Origin of the sequence: Jiella avicenniae (genome assembly GCF_021390325.1) — a bacterium.
GTDB classification, from domain to species: Bacteria; Pseudomonadota; Alphaproteobacteria; order Rhizobiales; family Rhizobiaceae; genus Jiella; species Jiella avicenniae.
Map to the genome: position 1 here is coordinate 24,236 of NZ_JAJUWU010000006.1, position 25,525 is coordinate 49,760.

General features: G+C 66.6%; 21 protein-coding genes. 14 read left to right on the forward strand and 7 right to left on the reverse strand.

Annotation, left to right across the window (positions count from 1 at the left end; all coding sequences use genetic code 11):
* Nucleotides 1-2 precede the first annotated feature (2 nt).
* Nucleotides 3-6,731 (reverse strand): cupredoxin domain-containing protein, encoded by a 6,729-nt coding sequence (locus tag LZD57_RS07010; protein ID WP_233718835.1) that lies wholly within the window; start codon nt 6,729-6,731, stop codon nt 3-5.
* A 57-nt stretch (nt 6,732-6,788) separates the two neighbouring features.
* Here LZD57_RS07010 and LZD57_RS07015 point away from each other — a divergent pair, with 57 nt between their 5' ends.
* The 10 genes from LZD57_RS07015 to LZD57_RS07060 all read left to right on the forward strand — a co-directional run bounded on the left by LZD57_RS07015 (nt 6,789) and on the right by LZD57_RS07060 (nt 15,558).
* Nucleotides 6,789-8,120, forward strand: coding sequence for a hypothetical protein (locus tag LZD57_RS07015; protein WP_233718836.1), 1,332 nt, complete (start codon nt 6,789-6,791; stop codon nt 8,118-8,120).
* An 839-nt stretch (nt 8,121-8,959) separates the two neighbouring features.
* Nucleotides 8,960-10,393 (forward strand): F0F1 ATP synthase subunit beta, encoded by a 1,434-nt coding sequence (gene atpD, locus LZD57_RS07020; protein WP_275949677.1) that lies wholly within the window; start codon nt 8,960-8,962, stop codon nt 10,391-10,393.
* The gene (locus LZD57_RS07025; RefSeq protein WP_233718839.1) at nt 10,390-10,821 is read left to right on the forward strand and encodes a F0F1 ATP synthase subunit epsilon; all 432 of its coding nucleotides are present in this window, start codon (nt 10,390-10,392) and stop codon (nt 10,819-10,821) included. Before atpD ends, LZD57_RS07025 begins: the two co-directional genes overlap by 4 nt.
* Nucleotides 10,818-11,150, forward strand: coding sequence for an AtpZ/AtpI family protein (locus tag LZD57_RS07030; RefSeq protein WP_233718841.1), 333 nt, complete (start codon nt 10,818-10,820; stop codon nt 11,148-11,150). The genes LZD57_RS07025 and LZD57_RS07030 overlap by 4 nt, the downstream gene beginning before the upstream one ends.
* A 7-nt stretch (nt 11,151-11,157) precedes the next feature.
* The gene (locus LZD57_RS07035) at nt 11,158-11,457 is read left to right on the forward strand and encodes an ATP synthase subunit I (protein ID WP_233718842.1); all 300 of its coding nucleotides are present in this window, start codon (nt 11,158-11,160) and stop codon (nt 11,455-11,457) included.
* Nucleotides 11,454-12,146 (forward strand): F0F1 ATP synthase subunit A, encoded by a 693-nt coding sequence (locus LZD57_RS07040; protein WP_233718844.1) that lies wholly within the window; start codon nt 11,454-11,456, stop codon nt 12,144-12,146. Before LZD57_RS07035 ends, LZD57_RS07040 begins: the two co-directional genes overlap by 4 nt.
* Before the next feature lie 12 nt (nt 12,147-12,158).
* Nucleotides 12,159-12,401 (forward strand): F0F1 ATP synthase subunit C, encoded by a 243-nt coding sequence (locus tag LZD57_RS07045; protein ID WP_233718845.1) that lies wholly within the window; start codon nt 12,159-12,161, stop codon nt 12,399-12,401.
* A gap of 10 nt (nt 12,402-12,411) precedes the next feature.
* Nucleotides 12,412-13,152 (forward strand): F0F1 ATP synthase subunit delta, encoded by a 741-nt coding sequence (locus LZD57_RS07050; RefSeq protein ID WP_233718847.1) that lies wholly within the window; start codon nt 12,412-12,414, stop codon nt 13,150-13,152.
* 1 nt (nt 13,153) lies between these two features.
* The gene (locus LZD57_RS07055) at nt 13,154-14,710 is read left to right on the forward strand and encodes a F0F1 ATP synthase subunit alpha (RefSeq protein WP_233718848.1); all 1,557 of its coding nucleotides are present in this window, start codon (nt 13,154-13,156) and stop codon (nt 14,708-14,710) included.
* Nucleotides 14,707-15,558, forward strand: coding sequence for a F0F1 ATP synthase subunit gamma (locus LZD57_RS07060; RefSeq protein WP_233718850.1), 852 nt, complete (start codon nt 14,707-14,709; stop codon nt 15,556-15,558). The genes LZD57_RS07055 and LZD57_RS07060 overlap by 4 nt, the downstream gene beginning before the upstream one ends.
* Nucleotides 15,559-15,636: 78 nt before the next feature.
* Here the strand turns inward: LZD57_RS07060 and LZD57_RS07065 are convergent, their stop codons facing one another.
* The 6 genes from LZD57_RS07065 to LZD57_RS07090 form a co-directional block, all read right to left on the reverse strand.
* Entirely contained in the window at nt 15,637-16,518 is an 882-nt protein-coding gene (locus LZD57_RS07065; RefSeq protein ID WP_233718851.1) for an ADP-polyphosphate phosphotransferase, read from the reverse strand.
* 203 nt (nt 16,519-16,721) lie between these two features.
* A complete protein-coding gene (locus LZD57_RS07070) occupies nt 16,722-16,883 on the reverse strand; it encodes a hypothetical protein (RefSeq protein WP_338034690.1) in 162 nt (53 codons plus the stop codon).
* A 30-nt stretch (nt 16,884-16,913) separates the two neighbouring features.
* Nucleotides 16,914-17,960 carry an AbrB family transcriptional regulator gene (locus tag LZD57_RS07075; protein WP_233718855.1) on the reverse strand — a complete coding sequence of 349 codons (1,047 nt, stop codon included), beginning with the start codon at nt 17,958-17,960 and terminating at the stop codon, nt 16,914-16,916.
* Nucleotides 17,957-19,480: a tripartite tricarboxylate transporter permease gene (locus LZD57_RS07080; protein WP_233718856.1), complete on the reverse strand. Its 1,524-nt coding sequence runs from the start codon at nt 19,478-19,480 to the stop codon at nt 17,957-17,959. The genes LZD57_RS07075 and LZD57_RS07080 overlap by 4 nt, the downstream gene beginning before the upstream one ends.
* Nucleotides 19,481-19,488: 8 nt before the next feature.
* A complete protein-coding gene (locus LZD57_RS07085; RefSeq protein ID WP_233718857.1) occupies nt 19,489-19,929 on the reverse strand; it encodes a tripartite tricarboxylate transporter TctB family protein in 441 nt (146 codons plus the stop codon).
* A gap of 141 nt (nt 19,930-20,070) precedes the next feature.
* Complete coding sequence (locus tag LZD57_RS07090; RefSeq protein ID WP_233718859.1) at nt 20,071-21,039, reverse strand: Bug family tripartite tricarboxylate transporter substrate binding protein; 969 nt, start codon at nt 21,037-21,039, stop codon at nt 20,071-20,073.
* A gap of 273 nt (nt 21,040-21,312) precedes the next feature.
* On the opposite strand from LZD57_RS07090, the gene LZD57_RS07095 reads away from it, so the two are divergent.
* The 4 genes from LZD57_RS07095 (at nt 21,313) to LZD57_RS07110 (ending at nt 25,396) form a co-directional block, all read left to right on the forward strand.
* Nucleotides 21,313-21,984 carry a response regulator transcription factor gene (locus tag LZD57_RS07095; RefSeq protein WP_233718860.1) on the forward strand — a complete coding sequence of 224 codons (672 nt, stop codon included), beginning with the start codon at nt 21,313-21,315 and terminating at the stop codon, nt 21,982-21,984.
* A gap of 80 nt (nt 21,985-22,064) precedes the next feature.
* On the forward strand, nt 22,065-23,525 hold the full coding sequence (locus LZD57_RS07100) for a sensor histidine kinase (protein WP_233718861.1): 1,461 nt from the start codon (nt 22,065-22,067) through the stop codon (nt 23,523-23,525).
* Nucleotides 23,522-24,616: an ABC transporter substrate-binding protein gene (locus tag LZD57_RS07105; protein ID WP_233718863.1), complete on the forward strand. Its 1,095-nt coding sequence runs from the start codon at nt 23,522-23,524 to the stop codon at nt 24,614-24,616. The genes LZD57_RS07100 and LZD57_RS07105 overlap by 4 nt, the downstream gene beginning before the upstream one ends.
* 210 nt (nt 24,617-24,826) lie before the next feature.
* Nucleotides 24,827-25,396 carry a peroxidase-related enzyme gene (locus LZD57_RS07110; protein WP_233718865.1) on the forward strand — a complete coding sequence of 190 codons (570 nt, stop codon included), beginning with the start codon at nt 24,827-24,829 and terminating at the stop codon, nt 25,394-25,396.
* The last annotated feature ends 129 nt before the right edge of the window (nt 25,397-25,525 follow it).

Sequence of the window (25,525 nt, forward strand, 5' to 3'; positions counted from 1 at the left end):
CCTCATTCTGCCGCGGGTTCCGTGCCCGTCGTCAGAGAAGCGGCGTCGCTGCGCCGGCATTTGGTGGCGTCAGGATCGTCGATCCTCCCCTTCTCCACGACGTCGAGCAGCCCCCAGGTGCCGCCGGCGCGAAGCGGGGCGGGCCCGTCCTGCCAGAGATAGCAGCCTTCGCGCACCGGCCGCGCTATGGAGGCGGTTATCCCCTTGCCCGGCGCGAGGAGCGCCGCATGGGGAAAACCGAACCCCGGAAACAGATCGTCGTAGTCGAGCGCGGTCGTGACGAACGCCCGCTGCCGTGCGCGGCCCGAGGGATGCAGAACCCGGATCACCACCTCCTCGCCGACCTCGGCTCTGAGGATCGGCATGGCGGAGGCGCCGCCACTGCCTTCCTCCCTGGTCCCCTGCTTCGTCCGGTAGAACTCCGGATCGAATTCAAGCGCATTGAGATCGTAGTGCGATTCGATCGTCTCCGGGTTCCGCGCCGGGGCGCCGTCGTCGTCGCGTTTGCCCGTTGTGTCGCCGCGCAGCCTGATGTGGAACGGCGCCGACTGGTAGTTCACGCCTTGTTCGCCGAAATCGTAGCTGTCGTCGCAGACCGGGCAGTCGGCGACGGGACCGCCTTGCGCCGGAAGCCCGTTCGTTTCGGACTCCGAGCCCTTGGTACGCCACTGATCCTTCGAGGCACGGTCCCAAAGGTTCATGCCGTCGCGCCAGAAGACGACGTGCTCGCGCACCCGATGCGTTCCGCCTTCGAAAACGGCGGAAAAGGAGGCGCCAGAATAGATGCCGGTCGGAGGATCGCCGGCCGGCGGATCGCCCGGACCGAGCAGGACCGGCGCTGCACCGATTTCGGCTTCGGCCCGGGCTTTGGCTTGTGCCCAAGTGTCAGCTTCCGCGCCTGCTGTGGGCTCGCTATCGAGAGCTGCCCCCAATTCGAGCATGCGGGCTCTGACCGCGCCGCGGATCGCGTTGGTTCCGATCGCGGAAAATGCGTGATCCCCAGACTGCGGATGCCAATTGGCCGGCTCGATCACCAGCGCTCCCAGAAGCCCATGGGACCCATGGCCGATCACGTCGCCAAAGGACTTGATCGGCAAGGCCCCGAACGCATAGGGAACGCAGGTTGCGACGGAATCGACGTTGTCGGTCGAACCATCGGAGTCGCGCGGATCGGACAGTGCGCAGCCCCTTCGCGCGAGATTTATGACGATGGTTGGCGGAGAATCGGCGTCGCCGGGAGCGCCCCTCGATTCGGGGGCAGACGGGGGCGCTGCTCCCGGAGCCCCAAAACCGGTCCCTCCAGTGAAGTCCCGAATGGATGGCGGCATGGATCGCGCCACCTGCGGCTGTTCGCGATTTTCGAGGACGAACGCAGTCACTCGATCGGCCGCGCGTGTCGCCATCAGCAATTTCTCTCTGCTGATCACGCCTTCCGCAAACATATCAGCTATGAATTTCTTATCGGGTTGACGAAGTGGTTCCGGAAGCTGCGAGTCGGTCGCGCGGCTCGCATCGGCGAGAGTGTTGAGCGCGCCCTCGATTGCCAAGGCCCGGTTTCGACCGACTGGAACGGGTTCGCCGGTAACCGGAAGAGAACGAACCTCCTCTTCGACGAAAGCGATCGCCTCTTGCGGGTCGGACAATGCCGGCGGAAGTTCCTCAAACCCGGTTCCGGCAACTACGACTATGGGTTGTGGAGCTAAGGTCTTCCGAAGTTGCCGGCCGCCAGAGCCGCCTCCAATGCCCGCCAGATACTGCTCGGCAATCTCTCGCTTCTCCCTCTCACTCAGTTCCGGGACGGCCCCGCGACCCGCGTAGAACGTGATGAATTCGGCCTCCGGGCCACCCTCACCTGTGAGTGCGGTCTCCGACTGTGGTCGGAGAGGTGGCATCCTGTTGCTGCCATGGGGTGCGGCGAGGCGATCAATCGGCGTCAGTGTCAGAATGGGCAGCCGAAGCGCCAAACTCGCCGAAGGGCTCAGTAGACGTTTGTGCTCGTCGATCTCGGCATTCGTCAGGTCGGCAATCCAGGTAACGGACCGATTCTGGCAGGATGCATCGCCGACTGGGCAGCTCTGTCTGTCGTCCTCGTTCCACCGCGGATCGACATTCAGTGGAACGATCGGCGGCATGCGTGCGTCGCCCATTTCATCCGCAAGGACAGGAAACCCATAGTCTGGCGACTGGGAATGTGTGGACGATGTATTTTGCTGTTCCTCTGCTAGAGGGGCGCCCTCCTGCCGGGCGTCCTCAAGCGCGTTAACGACCGCCAGATGGACGCAATCGCCGGCGCGAACGCGCAACACAAAGGGGGTGTGGGCTGGCTTTCGTGCGGAAATCCGAATGGGCGCTCCCAGCTGCCTGCGGCCACCTTCCCCGAACTTCATCATGAAGTCGCCGAGCTTGGCTTGGTCGATCGGCTTCTTGTTCGGGTCGTCGTAGTTTCTGAAAACGTCGGCAGGCTTGATCAAGGTAAACTGGAGCCCGTCCGGATCCCGCAAATCGCGGGAGTAGGCGCGATCAGCATCGTTTTGCGCCACGGCCAGCGCGTAGACGTGGCGCGCGTCGGCTGGACAGCTGACGGAGTTGGCTGAATTTGCCGAGGGTTGTAGTCCGAAAACACCGTTCTCGAGTGTGTCGTCAGGCTTCTTGGGTAGTGCTGCGAGGCGGTCGCTGATCTTGCGGCGGTTGCCCATTCCACGGTCACATGCTTTGGCATAGCCGACCGGGTCGACGGAAGACAGGTTATCCTTGGCTAGAAGACAAGCGGTCGTGTCCGGATCAGGAAACCTGGAATTGCCATTCGGATCGTACTCGTCGCGTTCAGGGGCTCCGTACACCCTCAGCAGACCCCAGGCACCGTTCCACAGCGCATCTTGCGATCCAAAATCATAAAGATAATCGCCGCTCGCCAGACGTCCGCCGGGGCTCGTCGCCTGTCCTTCGCTCATGCCGTCGCCATCGCGCGATGGATTGGAGAGATCGGGTTGGAGACCCGAATTCACTCCTCCTCGCGAGGATCCGCCGAACTCGAAATGCTCCGAGATCCCGACTTCCTGGGCCGTGACGACGCCTTCCTGATTGTCGCATTCGGCGATCCGGTGCGTGTAGGCGCGCCAGAAATTCTGCTCGGGCGAATTGTCGGGGAAGGACTGCCAGCCGCGCGACGACCATTGCGCATATTCGCGCGGACGCCCCTCGCGGGCGGCCCCGAATTCCTGGCAGGTCTGGTGCATGGTCGCATAGGCCTTCACGCCCTGCGGCCAGTCGCCCCGCCAGATCGAGTCCCACAGCCGCATCATCGAGGGGAAGGCCTGGTCGATGTTGCGCCGCCAGACGACGCCTTCGAGATTGAAGGTGTGCTGCACCTCCTGCGCACCCTGGATCAGGCGAATGACGTTGCGCTCGCCGGAATAGGTCTCGAGGATCGGCGTCGCGGGATCGAAATGCTGGAGCGACGAGAAGACGTTCGCCATGTCGCCTTGCTCGTCGGTTCGCTGGTACTCCACCGAACAATCTCGGAATGCGGCGATATCCTCGACGCCTGCCTTGTTGCCGAAATCGGCTCCACCGACGGTCAAATTTCCTTCGAGCCGAGGTGCTCCGATTGATGCCTTCCTCGGGTCGAAGCGAACGACGGTGCCGTCGGCAAGCGTTCGTTCGTAAAGGCCGTCCCCTATCGGGACAGCGTCAGTCGGTACAGGCGCCAGCGCCATGTCTGGCTGGGCGAGCGGCTGAAGACGGCAGTCCGTCAGACCTCCATTGTTCGCTAGTTTGGTGCCGACCCTCAGCGGAATCGGCTCGCCGCGATAGTTGACGAGATAGGGGTCGTGATGATCGACGGAGATCGACTCCGGCCGTTCGGGCGGCGCCACGGGAGACGCGAATTCGTCCGCATCCGAATCCGGCTTCTCGCCGGCGGCGCCGCGCCTATAGGCCAGCAGATGCTCGGACAGTCTGGACTGATCCTCGGCGGTCAGCAGACCGGGACGATAGGAGCCCTGATGCGTGTCCTTGATTCGACCGCCCGCGTGCCAGGACGGCGGGACGTTTTCGTCGGCGAACCATTCCCCGCCGGACTGTTTCATCGCCGAGCCGCAAACGTCGTCGAGGAGTTTTGGCTGGTCTTTGAACATCAGTTCGCAGGTCAGCGTCGCCATGCCTGCGCCGCTGAACTCCTCCCACTCCGAAGCGTAACCCGGCCGCTTCTGGGGGAAGAGATCCTTCTTTGTTTCACTGTCCCGCGGGTCATAGAGCAGCGCGAAGTCGGCGATCGCGAGCATGAATTCGCGGAAGTCGGGATGCACCTTCTGGTCGGCCGCGTTCACCACGCGCTTCCGCGTGCCGATGTCGATCTCCGAGCCGTTGACGAGGCCGAGATCGCCAGCGACCCGCTGCGGGCTTTCGCTCGTCCCGTCCGGCTTCGTCCATTGCGACCCGCGGGGTTCGATCACCAGAGCGGTGTAGTAGCCGTGCTGCTGGATCGACGAGGGGCCGAAATGGTCGTGGCTGAAGACTGTGCGCATGGTGCGGTCGACCACGCCGCCTTCCCCGTCGTCGGAAAGGATCGGATCGGCGAACCAGCGCTGGACGGTGGTCTGGAAGCGATCCTCGTTGGTGGAGCGCTTCATGCGCCACCAGTTCTTATTGGCGGGTTCGCTCGGCCCCTCGTCGCTTTTGCAAAGATCGGATGGTCGAAGCAGATCAAGTGCGCCAGGGTTGCGGGTCGTGACGATGTCGCCGCCTGATACCGATTCCGCCGCGCAGATGCGGCTCGCCACCTCGTCGGGGGCGAAGGTGCCGTCCTCGTAATTGAAGCCGTTGCCGGAGCCGTCCGAAGAGGTGACGTCGAACTTCACCAGATGAATATGCTGGCCGATCGTGTCGGTCGGCGTCTTGACCTGGAAGTCGTCGAGTTCGAGTTCCTTCGGCAGTTCGTTGGTGTGGCGGAACTCCACGCATTCACCCGACAGCGCACGGAAGAAGAACGGCTCCTCGCGCGCCGAGACGAGCGGCGAGATCGAGGCGCCGGGAAAGCCTGCCTCTTCGTCGTCCTTGAACCGGTCGGACGCTTCGGTCAGCACGGCGATGCGCGCCTGCGGGTCGTGCCAGCCGGCCCGGTTGGTCACGAGGTCGAGCTGGACGGCCGAGACCTCGAAGCGCCGGAAACCCGCGAGGCCGACATCGAAGGGAAATTCGGTCAATCCGGCCCGGTAGGGAGCGCCGGCGACCAGGGGATCTGCCTGGGGGCGCTTGCCGCTGCCGGCGGTGCCGCCGCAGGGATCGGCGAAGGGGGCCCCCGGCTTCGGCGGCGCGCCGTTGACGGCAAAGAGGTCCGTCGACTGGGTGAGCGAGCCGAGGGAGGGCGAGCGAAGGGATTCGTAGGATCCGACCAGCGGGCGGCCGGACGGCGAACCGTCGGCCTTCCTCAGCTCGAGCGCCGTGCCGGCCTTGTGCTTGCCGTCCGTGTCGCGCGAGGGCCATGCCTCGCCGTTGAAATGAAACCCCATCGCCGCGCGTTCGAGCGGCGTTCCATCATAGGGCAGGAGTTCCAGTTTCGCCTTTTCAAGATGGGCTGAGAAGTCGCCGAGAGCGAGCATCTTGGCGACAAGTTGCGACCAGACGCGTTCGCGCTTGCGTTCTTCGGCGTTTCTTGGCGTTGAGCCGTCTTCCGTCGTCGGCAGTGGAAGCTTCGCTGGTTCTGCATTCTCTTGCGAGAGTTGGGGCGGAAGCTCACCGATCCCCAGTTTCCGTGTCGCCCCGTCCTGCACCACATGGCGCGGCAGGCCGGCATCGGCATAGGCCCCGGTAACTTCGTCCGCCCCGTTGCGTTTGCGGGCAATGTCCATCGGCGCCTGGGGCGGGCGGTGGCCGGGACGCCCGGCCAGGGTGAATGGATAGCCGGGCATGGCCGCAGCTTTCGTCTCCGCCGTGGTGCCAGGGGATGCCGCAGCCGGAACGATCTCCGCAGGCGGATTCTTCGCCTTATCCACCACCGCCGAGACCGTCTCCTCGCCTTCGTATGTCGGCAGCAGCGGCAGTGGCTGGTTCGGCAGGGGCACGATGGCCGGGATCGGAGTCCCGACGGTGTCGCCCGCCTTGCCGCCGGCGTCGGGAGCGACCCATGCGCCGGTCCATGGATCGACGCTGCCCGGACGGCGCTTGAGGCCGTCGAGCGCGCGCTCCGCCAACGAAAGCCCTTTTTCCGCCTGACCGTCCGGCAGCTTGCGGGTGCCGTCTTCCAGGACGTCGTGGACCCGCCACAGCTCCCACATGCCTTGGGCGAAATGCGGGTAGAGATGGCAGTGGAAGATCGAGTCGCCGATGGTCCGGTTGCGGTTGCCGGAGCCCATCGTCTCCCACCACCCCTTGCCCGAAGGCTGCTGGCCCGGCGCATAGGCCATCAGGCCGCCGTGATAGATGTCGTAGGTGAAGCCCTGGCGTGGGGCGACCGTCTGGCTGTCGAGATAGGTGCCGCGGCCCTGGTCGTTGCCGGCGAACCACTGGTGGGCATGCAGGTGGAAGACGTGCGTCTCCTTCGGCCCGGCGTGGAAATTGCGGAAGCTGACGGGATCGTTGAGATAGGAGTGATGGACGTTCGACGGATCGTCCGAGAACTGTTCGAGCAGCGCCGGATCGCCGTTCGCCCAGGAGGTCAGAAAGAACTCCTCGTAGAGACATTCGGCGCAGTCGGCCGCCGGCCCGATATTCTTGCGGTTGGCGAGGATCATCGCGCCGAGCCCCGACGAGCCGTAGTTGATCGCGAAACCGTCGCGGACGCCGGCGAGTTGGCCGAACTGGCCGAGTTCCTCGAAATTGCGGGTATAGAAGGTCTTGAGTTCGTCGTGGAAGAAGACCGAGAACTCGCGGAACTTGACCTCGCAGAACTCCGCCTGATGTCTTGGATTTCCGCCGGCGGCGCAAGCCGCGCGCCCCTCCTCGCTCATCGTTGCGGTGTGAACGCTCAGGCCTTGCGGGCCTGCCGCGAACCCCCGATCCGGCGAGTAGGTTCCGGCCGGGCGAAAGACGACGGCGTTGAGATCGGAGTGGACGATTTCGATCCATCTCGCGCGATCGAAGTCGGATTGAGAGACGAGCTGCTCGGACGAATTCGCACCAACGAGCGGCCGGGTCGGCTTGGCGAGGTTCAGCAGCGGATCGCCGTTGCGGTCGACCGCCTCGTAGTCGATCGCACCGTTGCGGGCGTGGCGGATCGGCTCCGGACCGGCCGGAGCCCAGGCCGCATCGAAGACGCCGGCCGGCACCTGGCTACGATACCAGCGGGTGTGGCGCTGCTCGGCGACGACGGCGCCGAACAGGCCGTGGGTGATCGAGCCGCCATTCCCCTCGCCGCCGGCGGGCGCGGCATCGGAGGCCATGAAGTAGGTGCCTTCACGGTCCACCTCGAACTGGCAGTCGACCGCCTTGCCCGGCGCGATGGCCTGAAGGCCGCGACAGGCGCGCAAGGCCTCGATCGACGGGCCGGCTCCGGGGAAGCGACCGGCCACGGCAACCAGCCCGTCGATCGAGAACGCCACTCCTCGGGTTCTGGGCCAATTCAGATCCGTTTTGTCGGCATCCTTCATCCCGGTCTCGGCCGAGTTTTCCCGGCAGAGGGCCTCGCCGTGGCGCAGGAGCTCTTCATCGCCTTCGGACACTGCAGGCCGGACCGCGCTCCGCAGCCCGTCGCGCGTCCATTCGCCGTTTTGGCAGAAGGTCTTCGACAAACCCGGTTGCATGTCGCGCAGAAGATTGCGCACGCGCAGAACGAGCACGTCTCCGGCATTGGCTCGCAAGACGAGCGGCCGGGGCCGCTTGCAGTCGCGCAGACGAACTTTTCCGGCCTCCAGCCCATCCGGGTTCAAATTGGGCAGGAGCCGCCCACTTTCTGCCGTCTCGTCATTGACGCGCATGTCGCACAGTTGCGCATCTGGCTGGGGTTCGCTGCCACGATCGTCGATTTTGACGACGTCGCGGCTGAGCGCGAAGATCATGCCGAACGGATTGAAGGAGCCGAAGCGATTGTAGACCAGCATATGGTCGAGCGCCGCGACATCGGCACAAACGATGCGCCGTCCGGACCCGGCGCCCGACAGGCTCTCACAGGAAAACTGCGATGATGTCGCTTGCGGGGCTTCTTCCGCCGAAGCCGGTGTGATCGGAGCAAGGCAGAGGGCGAGGACGAACAGCGCTCCCGCATGCCTGGTCGAGGATGCTGCAACCATCGGCGTTTTCTCCCGCAAGGGAATATGAGTTTCTCTATGGCAGGTTGTCTTGTCAAGCGAAGCTGCCGAGAATTGGGGCATCGTTTGCTGCGATATGACGCGGAAAATCGCGTTCATTCGATCGGGCGGAGATCCTCCGGCGTCGTCTTTCCGACGCGTGGCTGGCGTGCCCTTCCGTCCACAAGAAAACGGTCGTGCGGCCCTCGATGCTTTCGAGTCTGTCGAACTCTCTGAAAATTCAGAGACTTGAGAGGACAGCTTTCGTCCTGTCGCCTGATCGGAAGCTGCCGGCCATACCCGGTTCGAGCCGTGCCGGTTGGGTCGGAAAGGGAGGTTGGCCGACGACGACTTGCGGCGACCGATGCCTGCCGTTGAGGCACGTAAAGTCTTCGTCCTGTCGGCGAATTGATCCTCGGCGTGACCTGCCGCCGCCCCGACCCGCGAGCGCGGGACGATCGAGCACCCTCTCGTCATGCCGGTGACGCTCTCCGGGATCATCGCGAGACGGATCGGGCCGATCTGTGTCGTCGTTCTTTTCGCCCGCCTCCGCGCTTTCGAGCAACGCGGTGGCTGATCGTCCGCCCCTGCGTTTTCGGCGGATCCGCCGCCGGTCCGGAGCGATTGATCCGGATCAAGGTCGGTCGGTTTTCCCCTCTTAGGATGCGGCGCAACATTCGATCACAGGGACGGCCGCGTTTTTTGAAGGGCCGGGTCGCGTCACGATGCCGGAAGAGATGGAAACGGGCGAAGTCGTCGCCGTCAGGGGCGCGGTGGTCGACGTTCGCTTTGACGAGAGGCTGCCGCCGATCGAAAGCGCTCTCGTCGTCGCGGCGGAAAAGCCGGGTGCCGAGCCGATGGTTCTCGAGGTTCACAGCCATCTCGACCCGCGCACCGTCCGGGCGGTCGCGCTGCAGGCGACGGCGGGGCTGAGGCGCCATGTCGCCGTTCGCGCAACCGGTGCGCCGATCACGGTGCCGGTGGGCGAGGCCGTGCTCGGGCGGCTTCTCGACGTGCGCGGGGCGATCCGCGACACGGGCCCGGCGCTTGCCGCCGATACGCCGAGGCGCGCCATCCACAATCGGCCGCCGCCGCTGATCCAGGCCGGGGAGAGCGCGGGCGGCGGCCTGTTCGAGACCGGCATCAAGGTGATCGACTTCTTCGCCCCGCTCTCGCAGGGCGGCAAGGCCGCGATGTTCGGCGGTGCGGGCGTCGGCAAGACGGTTCTGGTGATGGAGCTGATCCACGCCATGGTCGAAAAGTATCGCGGCATCTCGGTCTTCGCCGGCATCGGCGAGCGCTCCCGCGAGGGCCAGGAACTGCTCACCGAGATGGACCGCTCCGGCGTGTTGGCCAGGACCGTTCTCACTTACGGTCAGATGAACGAGCCGCCGGGGGCGCGCTGGCGCGTGCCGATGACGGCACTCGCGATCGCCGAGCATTTCCGCGACGAGAAGCACCAGAACGTGCTCCTGCTCATGGACAACGTCTTCCGCTTCCTTCAGGCGGGGTCGGAAATATCGAGCCTTCTCGGGCGGCTGCCCTCCCGCGTCGGCTATCAGCCGACGCTCGCGAGCGAGGTGGCGGCCCTGGAGGAGCGGATCGCCTCGGCTTCGGGCGCCGCGGTCACGGCGATCCAGGCGGTGTACGTGCCGGCCGACGACTTCACCGATCCCGCCGTCACGGCGATTTCGAGCCACATGGACAGCGTCATCGTCTTGTCGCGCGCCCTGGCGGCGGAAGGCTTCTATCCGGCGGTCGATCCGCTCGCCTCTTCCTCGGCGCTGCTCGATCCCGAGATCGTCGGCGACGAGCATTACGCCCTTGCCGAGCGCGCGCGCCAGGCGCTCGCGCGGTTCAAGGAGCTGCAGGACATCATCGCGCTTCTCGGCGTCGAGGAACTGGGGCCCGAAGACCGGACGACCGTGCGTCGCGCGCGCCGCCTGCAGCGCTTCTTCAGCCAGCCCTTCGTGGTGACGGAGGCTTTCACCGGCATGGCGGGACGAACCGTCGCGCGGTCCGACACGCTGGCGGGCGTCAAGGCCATTCTCGATGGCGAGGCCGACGATTGGGCGGAGGATTCCCTCTACATGGTCGGCACGCTGGACGATGCCGCCAGGAAGGACGCTGCCTCGAAAACCCCCGGCGGCACGAAGGACGCGCCGGCATGAAGCTGATGATCGTCGCACCGCTCGCGGTGATCCTCGACGAGGAGGACGTCGCGGCCATTCGTGCGGAAGACGCTTCCGGTTCCTTCGGCATCCTGCCGGGCCACGCGGATTTCCTGACCGCACTTGGTCTTTCGGTCGTCAGTTGGACGAGCCGGGACGGCGGGCGGCATCACTGCGCCGTGCGTCGCGGCGTCCTGACGGCCGAGCGGGGCGACGGCGGAAAAGGCGGGCGCGTGACGGTGGCGACCCGCGAGGCCATTCTCGGCGACGACCTTTCGAGCCTTCATGAAACGGTGCTCGCCCGCTTCGAGGCCGATCTGGAGGACGAACGCCGCGAGCGGGTCGAAGCAAAGCGGCTGGAGCTCGCCGCCATACGCCAGATCATGCGGCATCTGGGGGATGGGTTCCGCGACGGAGCGCGCGGATGAGCGAGACGCCCGAGGAGATCGGCGAAGAAGGGGGCGAAAAGCCCCTCGCGCCGAGGCCGAAGGACGGCCTGGCCGACTCCGTCGAGCTGCGCGCCGAGCGCCACCGGCGCTGGCGGCGAGAGGGCGAGCCGCCGATCGCTCATCGCCTCGCACAGATCGGCGTCCTCGGCTGGATGGTCGTGACGCCGATGCTGATCGGGCTGTTCGTCGGACGCTGGATGGATCAGGCGCTGGGCTCTCGTCTGACGTTCACCGGCGCGCTGCTGATGGCCGGGACCGGCCTGGGCGCATGGTCTGCCTGGAAATGGATGAACCGAAGCGAGGGATGAAACGGACATGGCCTTCGACGTCGCTCTTCCCGAATGGACGGTCGTGGCGGGACTCCCGCTCTGTCTTCTCGCCGGCGTGGCGCTCGGCCTCGCGCATTTCGGCGCGCTCTGGCGGCAGGCGCAGGCGCTTGCGGGCAAAGTCCGGCCGAGCCGCGCGGCGGCGGAGGTTCTGGCTCGTTTCGCCGTGCTCGTCGCCGGCTTCGTCGCGGCAAGTCTTCTCGGGGCAGGACCGCTTCTCGCGCTCGCGCTCGGCGTCATGATCGGACGCTGGCTGGTGATGCGCCGGGTGGAGAGGGCCGACCCATGAACGCGCCGCTGACGACCGAGCCGCTCTTCATGCTCGGACCCGTTGCGATCTCCGCGCCGGTGGTCGTCACATGGGCGCTGATGGCGCTGCTCGTTCTCGGCTCGATCCTCGCCACGCGCAGGCTCTCCATGAAACCATCGACCCTGCAGGCCGCGCTGGAAATGGTCGTCGAGACGATCGACGGGCAGATGCGCGACATCATGGAGGCCGAGCCCGACCCCTATCGCGCGTTCGTCGGCACGCTCTTCGTCTTCATCCTCTTCGCCAACTGGTCGTCGCTGGTGCCGGGTGTCGAGCCGCCGACGGCCCATCTCGAAACCGACGCGGCACTGGCGTTTCTCGTCTTCTGCGCGGTGATCGTCTTCGGCATCAGGGCGAATGGCGTCCTCGGCTATCTGAGGAGCTTCGCCGCGCCGACCTTTCTGATGATCCCGCTCAACCTCGTCGAGACGATCACCCGCTCGCTCTCGCTCCTCGTCCGCCTCTTCGGCAACGTGATGAGCGGTGTCTTCATCGTCGGCATCGTCCTGTCGCTCGCCGGCCTGTTCGTTCCGATCCCGCTGATGGCGCTCGATCTGCTGACCGGTGCGGTCCAGGCCTACATCTTCGCGGTTCTCGCGGCCGTCTTCATCGCCGGCACGGTTTCCGAGGGGCGGCCCCACGCCGCCTCGTCTTCCGAAAAGTCCTGAAAGGAAAACACCATGAACTGGCTCGCCTTTGCCAGCATCATCGGGGCGGCGCTCGCCGTCGCCTTCGGAGCGATCGGCCCGGCGCTCGCCGAAGGCCGCGCCGTCGCCGCGGCGCTCGATGCGATCGCCCGCCAGCCGGAAACGGCCTCGACCATTTCGAGGACGCTCTTCGTCGGTCTCGCCATGATCGAGACGACCGCGATCTACTGCCTCGTCGTCGCGCTGCTTCTTCTTTTCGCCAACCCCTTCGTCTGACGTCGGAAACATGACCATCGATTGGTGGACGCTCGGGTTTCAGACCGTCAACGTCCTGATCCTGATCTGGCTGCTCGGCCACTTCTTCTTCCAGCCGCTGTCCGACATGATCACGGCACGCAAGGCCGCGGCGGCTGGCATCCTCGACGAGGCCGAGGCGGCCCGAACCGACGCCAGACGAGAACTTCGGGCCATCGAGGAAACGAGGGCCGGCTTCGCCGCGGAGCATTCGGCGCTCGTCGAAAAGGCCCGAAGCGAGGCCGAGGCGGTGCGGGCGGGGATGATCGAGGCAGCGAAAGCGGAGGCCGCCCGGCATCTGGAGGTGGCGAAGGCTGACATCCTGGCCAAGCGGCAAGCCGAGCGCACGGCTCTCGAAGCCGATGCCGGCCATCTCGCCGTCTCGATCGCCGAGCGGCTTCTCCGCCGCCTGGAGGGCGAGGCGCTCACCCGGGTTTTTCTCGACGATCTCGTGAGGGAGATCCGCCGCCTGCCGGAGGCCGAACGCCGGACGCTGACCGCCGATGGCGTCCGTTTCACCGCGGTCAGCGCCGCCCCGTTGAGCGAGGACGACCGGGCTCTCTGCCGCGACCGTCTCGCAGAGGCGCTCGGTCGGGCACCGGACCTTACCTTCGAGACCGACGCGTCGCTGATCGCCGGCTTCGAACTGAAGGGCGAGCATCTGTCGGTCGCCAATAGCTGGCGGGCCGATCTCGAAGCCGTCCGCGCGGAACTCGATCGAGGAGTTCACTGATATGGCAAGCGAAACGCAAGGCGATCTTCGCGCCACCCCGTGGCTGGATCGCATCCGGCAACGGGTCGACGCCGCCGCGGTCGGGCCGAAGGCCCGGCAGATCGGCCGGGTGGAGGAGGTGGGCGACGGGATCGCCCTGGTCTCCGGCCTCGCCGAGGCCCGGCTCGACGAACTCCTCGATTTCGGTGGCGGGCGCTTCGGTTTCGCCCAGGTGCTGGAGGAGGACCACGTCGGCTGCGTGCTGCTCGATACGGGCGAGGGCATCGAGGCCGGCGATCGGGTTTCGGGCACCGGCGACGTGCTGCGTGTCCCCGTGGGCGAGGGGCTTCTCGGCCGGATCGTCGATCCGCTCGGACGCCCCCTCGACGGCAAGGGCGAGATCGCCGGTGCCAGGCTCGAGCCGATCGAGCCGCCGGCGCCGGAGATCGTCGCCCGCGACGCGGTCACTCGGCCGGTGCAGACCGGAACGCTGGTCCTCGACGCGCTGTTCGCGCTGGGGCGCGGCCAGCGCGAACTCATCATCGGCGATCGTGCCACCGGCAAGACCACGGTCGCGCTCGATGCGATCATCAGCCAGAAGCAGAGCGACATCGTCTCGGTCTATGTCGCCATCGGCCAGAAGAGCAGCAACGTGCGCCGGGCGATCGAGGCGATCGCGGCCCATGGCGCACCGGAGCGCACGATCGTCGTCGTCGCCGGCCCCTCGGATGCGCCGGGCCTGCAATGGATCGCGCCCTTCGCCGCCATGACCATGGCCGAATATTTCCGCGACCGAGGCGGACATGCGCTGATCGTGATCGATGATTTGACCAAGCACGCGGCGACCCACCGCGAGATCGCGTTGCTGACCCGCCAGTCGCCGGGACGCGAGGCCTATCCGGGCGACGTCTTCTACGTCCATGCACGGCTTCTGGAGCGCGCCGCCATGCTGTCGAAGGAGCGGGGCGGGGGCTCCCTGACGGCGCTTCCCATCGCCGAGACCGACGCCGGCAACCTGTCGGCCTATATCCCGACCAATCTGATTTCGATCACCGACGGACAGATCGTGCTCGACGCGAAGCTCTTCAACCAGGGGCAGAAGCCGGCGGTGGACGTCGGCACCTCCGTCAGCCGCGTCGGCGGCAAGACGCAGGCCAAGGCCTTGCGCGAGGCGGCCTCCACCATGCGCCTCGACTACGCGCAGTTCCTCGAACTCGAAATGTTCACCCGCTTCGGCGGTCTCTCCGACGCCCGCGTGCGCGGGCGTCTCGCGCGCGGATCCCGCATCCGCGCGATCCTCGGTCAGCGGCCATCTCGTCCCTACCGGTTGGCCGAGGAGGTGGCGCTGGTCTCGGCGGTGCAGTCGGGCCTCGCCGACGACGTGCCGATCGAGGCGATCTCCGCCTTTGCCGAGGCGGTCCGTGAACGGATGGGGGCCGAAGCTCAGGAGGTCGTCCGTCAGGTGGAAGGGGAGGGAACTCTGGACGAGGCGGGAGAGACTGCGCTGAGGAATTGGCTCGGACGGCTCGTTCGGGAGTTTTCCGCAAATGCGCCGGAGGGCGCCGGCCAGGGACGATGAGCGAACGCCTCTCCGACGTCTCCGCCCGGATCGAGGGCATCCACCAGCTCGGCAGCGTGGTGAACGCCATGCGCGGCATTGCCGGCGCGCGCATGCAGAAGGCCCGGGCGGAGTTGAAGGCCGTCGACGCCTATTCGGCCACCATCGAGCAAGCACTCGGCCGGGCTCTGGCGCTGTTGCCGCCCTCGTCTCCCGATCCGGCCGCGGGCGAGGGCGCGACGGCTCTCGTCGTCTTTGCCGGCGAACAGGGTTTTGCCGGGGCGTTTTCGGAAAAGGTGCTGGCAGACATCGCCGACGAGACCAGCCCGGTCTTTCTCGTCGGCACGCGCGGCGCCGTTCTCGCGGCCGAGCGGGGCATCGCCCCTTCCTGGCAGCGGCCGCTGCCCGCCCAGTCCACCGGCATTCCGAAGCTCGCGAGCGACCTCGTCGACGCGCTTTATGAGCGGATCGCCCTGGGGGCGGTCGACCGCGTCGAGACGATCTATGCCGAGGCGTCGCTTTCGGGCGAGTTGACCATCCGCCGGCGACAGCTGCTGCCGCTCGACCCGAATGCGATTCCTGCCGCGCAGGAGCCGGTGCCGCCGCTTCTCAACCTTCGGCCCGACGCCCTCGTCGCCGAGATCACGGCGGAGTTCCTGACGGCGCGACTGACACGGGCGGCGCTCCACGCCTTCGCGGCCGAAAACCAGGCACGCATGAATGCCATGGCCGGCGCGCGCCGCGACATCGACCGCCGGCTGGGCGAACTCGAAGCCGTCTTCCGCCGCGTCCGCCAGGAGGCGATCACGGCCGAGATCGTCGAGCTCGCCGCCGGCTCGGCGGCTGCGGCCGGCGGATCACCGAGATGAGGCCGAGGCGAGCACGAGAGCGGCGGGCGCTCGGAGCCGTCGCTTCCACGCGGCCGCAGGATGAATGGTATCGCGCCTTCAGGGCTCGTCCGGCGCGGCGAGTTGCTTGCGGATCGCCAGAAGCTCCTGCCTCCGTTCGTCCGATGTCGCCGGATAGCTGAGGCCGAGGCCGTCGAGGGTCTCCAGAATGATCTTGGAGATGATCAGACGCGCGTTCTTCTTGTCGTCGGCGGGCACGACATACCAGGGCGCGGCGGTCTTGCTGGTGGCACTGAGACATGCCGAATAGGCGTTCATGTAGCTGTCCCAGAACCGGCGTTCCTCGATGTCGGCGAGGCTGAACTTCCAGTTCTTCTGGGGTTCGTCGATCCGCGCCAGGAATCGCTTGCGCTGTTCCTCCTTGGACAGATGCAGGAAGAACTTCACGATCCGCGTGCCGTTGGCGCTCAGATGCCGCTCCAGATTGTTGATCGAGCGGTAGCGCTCGGACCAGACCGCGTCGTTGGCGAGTTCGGCATTCGAGAAGCCCTCGCTCAACAGGATCTCCGGATGGACGCGTACGATCAGCACTTCCTCGTAGTAGGAGCGGTTGAAGATGCCGATCTTCCCCCGTTCGGGAAGGTTGCGCGTCGTGCGCCAGAGAAAGTCGTGTTCGAGTTCCCGTGCGCTCGGATGCTTGAAGCTGAAGACCTGGCAGCCCTGCGGATTGACGCCGGACATGACGTGCTTGATGGCACCGTCCTTTCCGGCTGCGTCCATCGCCTGAAAGATCAGGAGTACCGCATGGCGACCCGACGAGTAGAGCATCTGCTGCAGGGCAGACAGCCGCGACACATGCTCGTCGAGGATCGCCTTGTAGTCGTGCTTGGATTTGTAGACCGGATCGACGTCGGTCGGCCATCGATCGAGATCGACCAGCGTCCCCTCGGCGACGCGAAATTTGTTCGCCTTGATGTTCATGTCCCAGTCTTCCTCCTTCGGCTTTCCCGCAGACCGCCCGATGCGGGCCGGGGCTGCCGGCCTGCGGCCCGCCCGCCGGCGGCATTCGGGCGAGAACGTGCTCGCCGCTGTCGACCGGGATCACCCTGCTGGTGATCCCGCGTGCCGCATCGCCGACCGCGATCTCGTCGAAGATGCGGTTCTCGATCACGGGCCGGCTTCAGTTAGATCAGCCGGTTGCGGAAGACTACCATTCCCCGCGTCGCTGCGAGGTCCCTGCCGACCACCAGGGAGCCGGGAGCGGCGGGCTTGCCGCTGATCGCCTCGATCCAGTCGGCCTTCATGTTTGCGGCTCCGTCGATGAAGTTCGCACCGAAACCCGAAATCGGGCCGCCGGAACAGGATGCCGAAAGACGCTAAAGCTCGTCCGAGCGGGGCGCGCGCATGAACATCGGCAGGATGGCGATGAGGAGCAGCAGCCGGAAGATGTGATGGGTCGCGACATAGGCCGGGTCGTAGCCGAGCGACAGCGCCATGGCGCTCATGCCCTCGACGCCGCCGGGCGCGAAAGAGACCCAGACCTGGCCGAAGGGCAGAGCGAGAAACTCCGCCACGACGAAGCTGGCGAGACCGGAAAAGACCACCGCAATCGTCGTGACGACGAGACCGGCGAGGAGGAGGTCGCGCAGCTGCGTTCGGGTGACCGAGGCGAAGCGCGCGCCGATGACGGCGCCGGCCAGCGAGAAGCCGATGAAGGTCAGGATCGGCGAGGGGCGTCCTTCCAGCCAGCCGACGCCGTGGCCAATTCCGCTGATGGCGACCCCGGCGAGCAGGAAGGCGGCGGGAATGCGCAGCCGCTCGAACAGGTATCCGCCCAGCGCCGCGATGGCGATCAGGACGAGGCTGGCGGGAATGCCGAGCGTATGCAGGACGATGACTGCGCCGCCGCCACCGGCGCCCCGCTCGACGAGCGCCACGAGAGGCGGCAGGGCGATCGTGATGATCAGCAGCCGCAGGCTCTGCAGGACCATGACGAAGGGAATGTCGATCTTCGCCGCCGGCCGGTCGGCGGCGAGCGACAGGCTGTAGGAGAGCGCGCCCGGGGAGGTGGCGAGAACCGCCGTGCCGCCCGCGACGCCGAAGAAGCGCTTGAGGACGTTGGACGAGATCAGCATCACCGCGACCATGGTGAGGGTCAGAGCGACGAGGCTCGCCGGAAAGCGCAGGACGTCGGTCAGGAAATGCGTGGTGACGCCGGCCCCGAGCGTCACGCCGATCGCGGTGAAGCCGAGATTGCGCAGCGTCGGAGGAACCCTCGGGGAGAGGCCGGTGGCCGCGAGGGCCGTCACGGCGACGGTGGAGCCGACGAGCGGTCCGGCCGGAACGCCGAGGGCCTGAAACAGCGCGGCGCCGCAAAGTGCGGCGCCGATGGCGAGGAGAACCGGCCGATAGGCGGACATCATGCAGGCGCTTCCGGAGACTGGTCTTCCGCCCGGTTCCGCCGCATCCGTCCGACGACGATCGGCACCGCGACGACGAGCAGCGCCAGGACGTAGAGGATGATGCTGTTCATCGAGGTCACGAGGATCGTCCAGTCGCCGCCGGAGATCGACAGGGCGCGGCGCAGATTGTCCTCGAACAGGCCGCCGAGCACGAAGCCGAGGATGACCGGAGCGAGGCTGAACTGCAGTTTGCGCAGGAACCAGCCGAAGACGCCGAGCGCGGTGATCATGTAGAGATCGTGCGGGTTCGAGACGACCGAATAGACGCCGATGAAGGCGAGAACGGCGATCAGCGGCGTCAGGAACTGCTGCGGGATGGTCAGCATCCGGGCGAACAGCCCGACCAGCGGCAGGTTGATGATGAGCAGCGCCACGTTGCCGATATACATCGAGGCGATGAGGCCCCAGGCGATCTCCGGCCGTTGCTGGAACATCAGCGGGCCGGGCGTGACGTTGAAGAGGAGCAACGCGCCGAGGAGGATCGCCGTGGTGCCGGAGCCGGGAATGCCGAGCGTCAGCATCGGCACCATGGCACCGCCGGCCGAGGCGTTGTTGGCCGCTTCCGGCGCCGCGAGGCCGCGCATGTCGCCCTCGCCGAACTTCGAGGAATCGCGCGCCGCCCGCTTCTCCGTGCCGTAGGCGACCGCCGAGGCGACGGAGGCGCCGGTGCCCGGCAGGATGCCGATGAAGAAGCCGATCACCGAGCCGCGCAGGATCGTCCATTTGACGAAGGCGAGATCCTTCAGCGTCACGAAGCTCTTGTCGATCTTCAGCGTCTTCAGCGTTCCGGCGGCCTGCTGCTCGACGAGGTGGATCAACTCGGCCATGCCGAACAGGCCGATGACGACGACGAGGAAGTCGATGCCGGCGAGGATGTCGGGAATGCCGAAAGTATAGCGCGCGACGCCGGTATTGGCGTCGATGCCGATCGAGGCGAGCATCAGGCCGATGATCGCCGCGAGCAGCGTCTTCACCGGATTCGAGCCGACCAGCGAGGCGAGCGAGGCGAAGGCGAAGACCATCAGCGCCACGTAGTCCGACGGCGAGAAGTGGATCGCGTAGGAGGCGAGCGCCGGGCCGAAGAAGCTCATCAGGATGACGGAGAAGGAGCCGCCGATGAAGGAGGCGACCGCCGACAAGGAGAGCGCCTTGCCCGCCTCGCCGTTGCGCGCCATCGGGTTGCCGTCCAGCGTCGTCATCACCGCGCCTGCGTCGCCGGGGACGTTGAGGAGGATCGACGAGATGCGACCGCCATATTCGGCGCCGTAATAGATGCCGGCGAGAAGGATGATGGCCGATTCCGGCTTGAAGCCGAGGCCGTAGGCGATCGGCAAAAGGATGGCGACGCCGTTGATCGGGCCGATGCCGGGCAGGGCGCCGATCAGCGTGCCGGCGAAGCAGCCGGCCAGCACGAGGAAGAGATTGAAGGGGTCGAGCGCGACTTCGAAGCCGGATGCAAGACCGGAAAGGACAGCGTCCATGGTTCGGTTCACCTAAAAATCGTCAGGACGCCGGCCGGCAGGTTGAGGTCGAGCAGCTTGGTGCAGAGGAAGTAGCCGACGATGCCGATGCCCGCGCTGAAGGCGAGAGCCGGCACCAGTCTGGCTCCGAGCATCAGCGACAGCGCCATGCAGAAGGCGAAGGTCGCGAGGATGAAGCCGAGCGGCTGGAACAGATAGGCATAGGCGAAGAGCATGACGATCAGCGCCGCCAGCCGCCGCCAGGTCTTGCCCGGCAGGCCGAGGCGCGCGACGTCCGGCTTGGCGAGAACGAACAGGATGCAGGGAATCGCGACGACCCCGAGGATGCGCGGCCAGCTTTCGGGCCCCAGCGGGTCGTATTGGAACGGGGCGTGGATCACGGTGAAGGCGATGACCGTGTAGCCGATCGCCACCAGCAGAAGCACGCCGGCAAAGATCCGGTCGGCCATGAAATGCTCCGAAATCGAGAGCGCGAGTTCGTTGCGCCGCGTCGTTCGGCGGCCACTCGCCTTTGTGCAATCGGGTATACGCACGGGCCGCGGCGGTTCCGTCCGAGAACCCGCCGCAGCCCCCGCGCCAGTCCGGGAGGACTATTCGATCAGGCCGGCTTCCTTGGCGATGCCGGTCATGCGCTCGACGCGCTGCTTCATGTCGGCGTCCATTTCCTTGCCGGAAAGGTCGAGCGGCAGAAGACCCTTGTCCTTGACGAGAGCGGCCCATTCGTCCGTCGCGTAGGCGGCCTCGAACGCCTCGACCCACTTGTCGTAGGCCTCGTCCGGCACGTCCTTGCCCATGTAGTAGCCGCGCACGATCGGCCAGACGGCGTCGTAGCCGGCTTCCTTGGCGGTCGTGATCTCGGCGAAGGGGGCGGGCAGCCGTTCGTCGCTCATCACGGCGAGGATGCGCATTTCGCCGGTGTCGAGATGCGAGACCATTTCGCCGACGTCGCCGGTATAGACCTGGATCGAACCGCCGAGCAGGCCGGCGATCGCGTCACCGCCGCCGTCGAAGGCGACGTAGCGCATCTGGCGCGGATCGAGCTCCTCCGACTTCATCAGGATGGCGGCCTTCATCCAGTCCTGCGAGCCGACCGAGCCGCCGGCGCCCATGACCACGCCGCCGGGGTTCTTCTTCAGGTCGGCCATCAGATCCTCGAGGCTCTGATAGGGGCTGTCGGCACGCACGATCACCGCGCCGTAGTCCGTCCCGGCCGTCGCGAGGAAGCGCACGTCGTTGGCGCCCCACTGGCCGTATTTGCCGGTCGCCATGTTGAGCAGCGAGCCCGACGAGAAGGCGACGATGGCGTTCGGATCGTCGGTGCGGGTGGTGTTGAACAGATTGATCGCCACGGCGCCGATGCCGCCGGGCATGAAGGTCACCTGCATCGGGCCGTCGAACTGCTTTTCCAGGCCCTGCTGGGCGATGCGGCAGGTGAGATCGAAGCCGCCGCCGGGCTTGGCCGGGGCGACGCATTCCGGCCGGTCGATCTCCTGGGCGAAAGCCGGGGTGATGACGACGCTGGCAAGCAGCAAGGCGGATGCGGTTCTGACGAATGTCACGTTTGGGTCCTCCCATCGGATTTTGACCGGTGAGAGAGGCCTGCCGAATGTCCGCCGCTGGTTTCCTCCACCGTGCCGTCCGTACAGCCGTGCGAGCCCTTTCGCGGGCACGGCACGTTCCTCTCTCCCATGCTGGACTTAGAAGCCGAGCCTGACCGCGGCTTGACCCGAAACTGACAGGAGGCTGACACCGGCTGCCGGCCGAAAGATGCTGCAGCGCGTCACATCCGCGCGCTTCTCAAACCGGTCGGGGCGGGCTAAGCCTCGATCACAATGCGGATTTTACTCGTCGAAGACAGCCGCGACCTGTCCGAAGGTCTTCTCGAACGGTTTCGCGGCGAGGGCCATGCGATCGACCTCGAAACCGACGGGGCCGAGGCGGAATCGCTGTTGCGCCACGCCAGCTTCGACGTGGTGATCCTCGACATCAACCTGCCGTCGATGAACGGCTACGACGTGTTGCGGGCGATGCGCGCGCGCGGCGACCGGACGCCCGTGCTGGTGCTGACGGCGCGATCCGAAATCGACGATCGGATCGTCGGCCTCGACATCGGCGCCGACGACTACATGGTGAAGCCCTTCGACTTCCGCGAAATATCGGCGCGATGCCGGGCCCTGGTGAGACGGCGCTCGGGCGAAGCCAGCAACGTTTTCGTGCAAGGGACCTTCCAGTTCGATCGCGGGGCCAGGCGCGCGTCGCTCGGCGGCATCGATCTCGAACTGCGCCATCGCGAGGTGCAGGTGCTGGAGCTGTTCCTCAGCCATCTCGGACGGGTCCTGACCAAGGACGAGGTCGCCGACCGGATCTACAGTTTCGACGAAGCGCCGAGCCTCAATGCCGTCGAGCAGACGATGACGCGGCTGCGCAAGAAGCTCGACGGGTCACCGATCGCGATCCGCACGATCCGCGGTCTCGGCTACATCGCCAGCATCCGCGACGCCTGATCCATGCGTCACCAGAATGCGAAGCTGCCACCCGGAACGACCGAGCGAACGATGAAGAGCCATGTGCCGGGGCCGCCGAGATGAGCCGGGCGCGGGTCTTGGCGGGGACGTCGGCGGTTGGGAGCGAGCGCCGCCCCTATTCGCTGCGCCGCCGGCTGATGGCCGCATCGATGGCGGCCTTTGCGGTCCTGATCGCGCTGCTTTCTGCGGGGCTGTGGACCTATGCCCGCAGTTCCGCGAACCAGACCTACGATCTCCTCCTGCGCGGGGCGGCGATCGCGATCCTGGAGCGCATCGCGGTGACGCCCGAGGGGATCGACATCGACCTGCCGCCCTCGGCCCTGGAGATCCTGGCGCTCGACCAGGAGGACCGGGTGTTCTACCGCGTCGTCGACGCCCGGGGCACGACGCTGACCGGGACGCCGGACCTGCCGACGGAAGGCTTCTTCGAACGGTCCCTGCCGCTGCAGGAGCCGATTTTCTTCGACAGTCTCTACAGCGGCGAGACGGTGCGCTTCGTCGTCAACGGACGGACGCTGCTGAGTGCCGACAGGCCGCAATGGATCGGTGTCCAGATCGGCCAGACGCGCATCGCCCGCAACGCCATGGAAGCGGACCTGATCCTCAAGGGCCTCGTGCCGCTCGCGGCCCTGTCGATCGCCGGCGTCGCGATGGCCAGGGCCGGCATCGGCTTTGCCATGCGTCCGCTCGCCGGGATCGAGCGCGACATCCGCGAACGCCAGCCCAACGATCTCGAGCCGCTGGGCACGGCGCCACCCCGCGAGGTGGAAAGCCTGATCACCGCCATCAACGGCTTCATGCGCCGCCTCGACGTGTCGCGCGGCCAGGCCGAATCCTTCATCGCCGACGTCGCCCATCAGATGCGGACCTCGCTCGCGGCGCTCTACGGCCATCTCGAAGCCGCCGACAGGCCGGGCGAGGCCGGCTCACGCGCCGTCGCGCGGGCCCGCGACCAGGCGCGGCGGACCGTCCGGCTGACCAACCAGCTTCTCAGCCACGCGATGGTGATCCACCGTGCCGACAAGGAGATGTTCCAGACGACGGATCTCGGCGAACTGGTCCGGCGGCTGATGGAGGAGATCGTCCGGGACGATGCGGCTGGCGGCATCGACTTCGCGGTCGAAATGCCGCCGCCGCCGATCGCGCCCCGCGTCACGGGCGATCCCATCGCGATCCGCGAGGCGTTGCGCAACCTCGTCGACAACGCCGTGCGCCACGGACCACCCGACAACCAGATCACCCTGCGCGTGACCGCGACGACGCTCGCGGGCCGGCCGGCCTATGCGATCGGGGTCGAGGATTGCGGCCCCGGCATCGCCCCGGCCGACAAGCCGAAGGTCGTCGAGCGGTTCTATTCGAGCGGGCCGGGCGGCGGCTCCGGCGTCGGTCTTGCCATCGTCGCGGCCGTCGCCGAAAGTCACAAGGGCCGCTTCGACCTGTCGGACCGTCAGCCGAATGGGTTGAGCGCCACCATCACATTGCCCGAAACGCCGCCGCCCGGCCCGGTCAGCATGCCATGACCGCCCGATCCCGCATCGTCGTCTTCGGCGCCATCGCCGCTCTCTTCGCCGTCGCGGTCGTCCCGGTGCTCGTCTTCGGTCACCGCCCGGACGCGCCGCAGCGCACCGTCATCGACGTCTGGAGCGCCACCGACAGGTCGGCCATGGCGGAGATCCTCGCCGGCTTCGAGGCCGCTCATCCCGGCATTGCGATCCGTTACACGGAATACAACACCTCCGAACTCCGGGAGGCCGTGCTGGCGGCGAGGCAGAAGCCCGACGTCGTCGTCTCCTCGGCGATGGATCTGCAGGTCGAATTGGTCAATCGCGGCCTGGCGAGCCCCGTCGCCGACGTGCCCGAGACGCCGGAATGGTCGCGCTGGCGCGAGGAACTCTTCGGCTTCACCCAGGAGCCGGTGGCGCTCGTCTACAATCGCGAGGCGTTCTCGAAACGGCCGCTTCCCAGCACGCGCTCCGAACTCGCCGGCATGATCCGCGACGAGCCGTCCTTCTTCGACGGCCGCGTCGGCACCTACGACGTCGCCCTATCGGGCGTCGGCTACATGTTCGCGACCCAGGACGCCCAGCGCGGATTCCAGGCTCCCCGCCTCGTCGAATCCTTCGGCCGGGCGAAGGCGAAGACCTATTGCTGCACCAACGACATGGTGGAAGACGTCGCCTCCGGCCGCCTCGTCCTCGCCTACAACGTCATCGGCTCCTACGCGCTCGAACGGGTGCGAAGGGATCCGCGGCTCGGCATCCTCCTCCTCAGCGACTACGCCCTCGTCTTCACCCGATCCGTCCTGGTGACGAAGGATTCGGACGACAAGGCGGCGGCCGGCGACTTCGTCCGGTTTCTCCTTTCCGATGCCGGCCAGGCGCTGATCGACGAAAGCTCGTCGCTGTTCCCGCTGGTCGCCAGCTTTCGCGAAGGCCAGTCCTTCTTCGAGACCCGCTTCGAGGGAAGCACCTCGCTCCTGCCGATCCGCCTGCGGCCGAGCCTTCTGACCTGGCTCGACGAAAGGAAGAAGGCGAAGTTCCTGCACGACTGGAAGGCGTCGATCAAAGGGCCTCCGAAAGACGATCGGGAGGCCGCGCCGAAGAAAACCTGAGCCGAGTCCGGCACCTGATCCGCGACGTGGCGCCGGGGCGAAGAGGCCCCGGCTACAGGTCGTGCCCGATGCGGGGAAAGCCTGATCGACGTCCGCTGGCCGAGCCGCCGCTTCGGGAACGCCCCCCGTGTTGCAGAGGCACCGGAGGCGTTCGAAGCTCGTTGCAAGACCATCGCCGCCACCGCGGCCGAACGAGGGAGTGACTCCATCATGACCGATCAGCCGATCAGCCGCTTTAAAGTGCCGAAGATCGAGGACCTGCCGGAAGACATTCGCGAGCGTATCCTCGCGGTGCAGGAAAAGTCCGGCTTCGTGCCCAACGTCTTCCTGACGCTCGCCCACCGGCCGGACGAGTTCCGCGCCTTCTTCGTCTATCACGACGCGCTGATGGACAAGCCCGGGCCGATCACCAAGGCCGAGCGCGAGATGATCGTCGTTGCGACGTCCAGTGTGAACCAGTGCCAGTATTGCGTGATCGCCCACGGGGCGATCCTGCGCATCCGCGCCAGGGATCCGCTGATTGCCGATCAGGTCGCGATCAACTACCGCAAGGCCGACATCAGCGACCGCCAGAAGGCGATGCTGGACTTCGCCATGAAGGTCTCACAGCGCGCCCACGAGGTCGGGGACGCGGACTTGGAGACGCTGAAGAGCCACGGCTTCAGCGAAGAGGACGTCTGGGACATCGCGGCGATTTCGGCGTTCTTCGGCATGTCGAACCGGCTGGCCAACGTGACCAGCATGCGCCCGAACGCCGAATTCTACGCGATGGGACGGTAGGCCATGGCGAGGGCTGCGTGGAGCCTCCGGCGAGGCCGACGCGGTCGTCTCGTCCCTCTCCCCCGAAGAGGCGGAGGCCGTGCGCAAGGATGAAAGCCGCGCCTCTTCCGAAGGACGGAATCCGGCGCG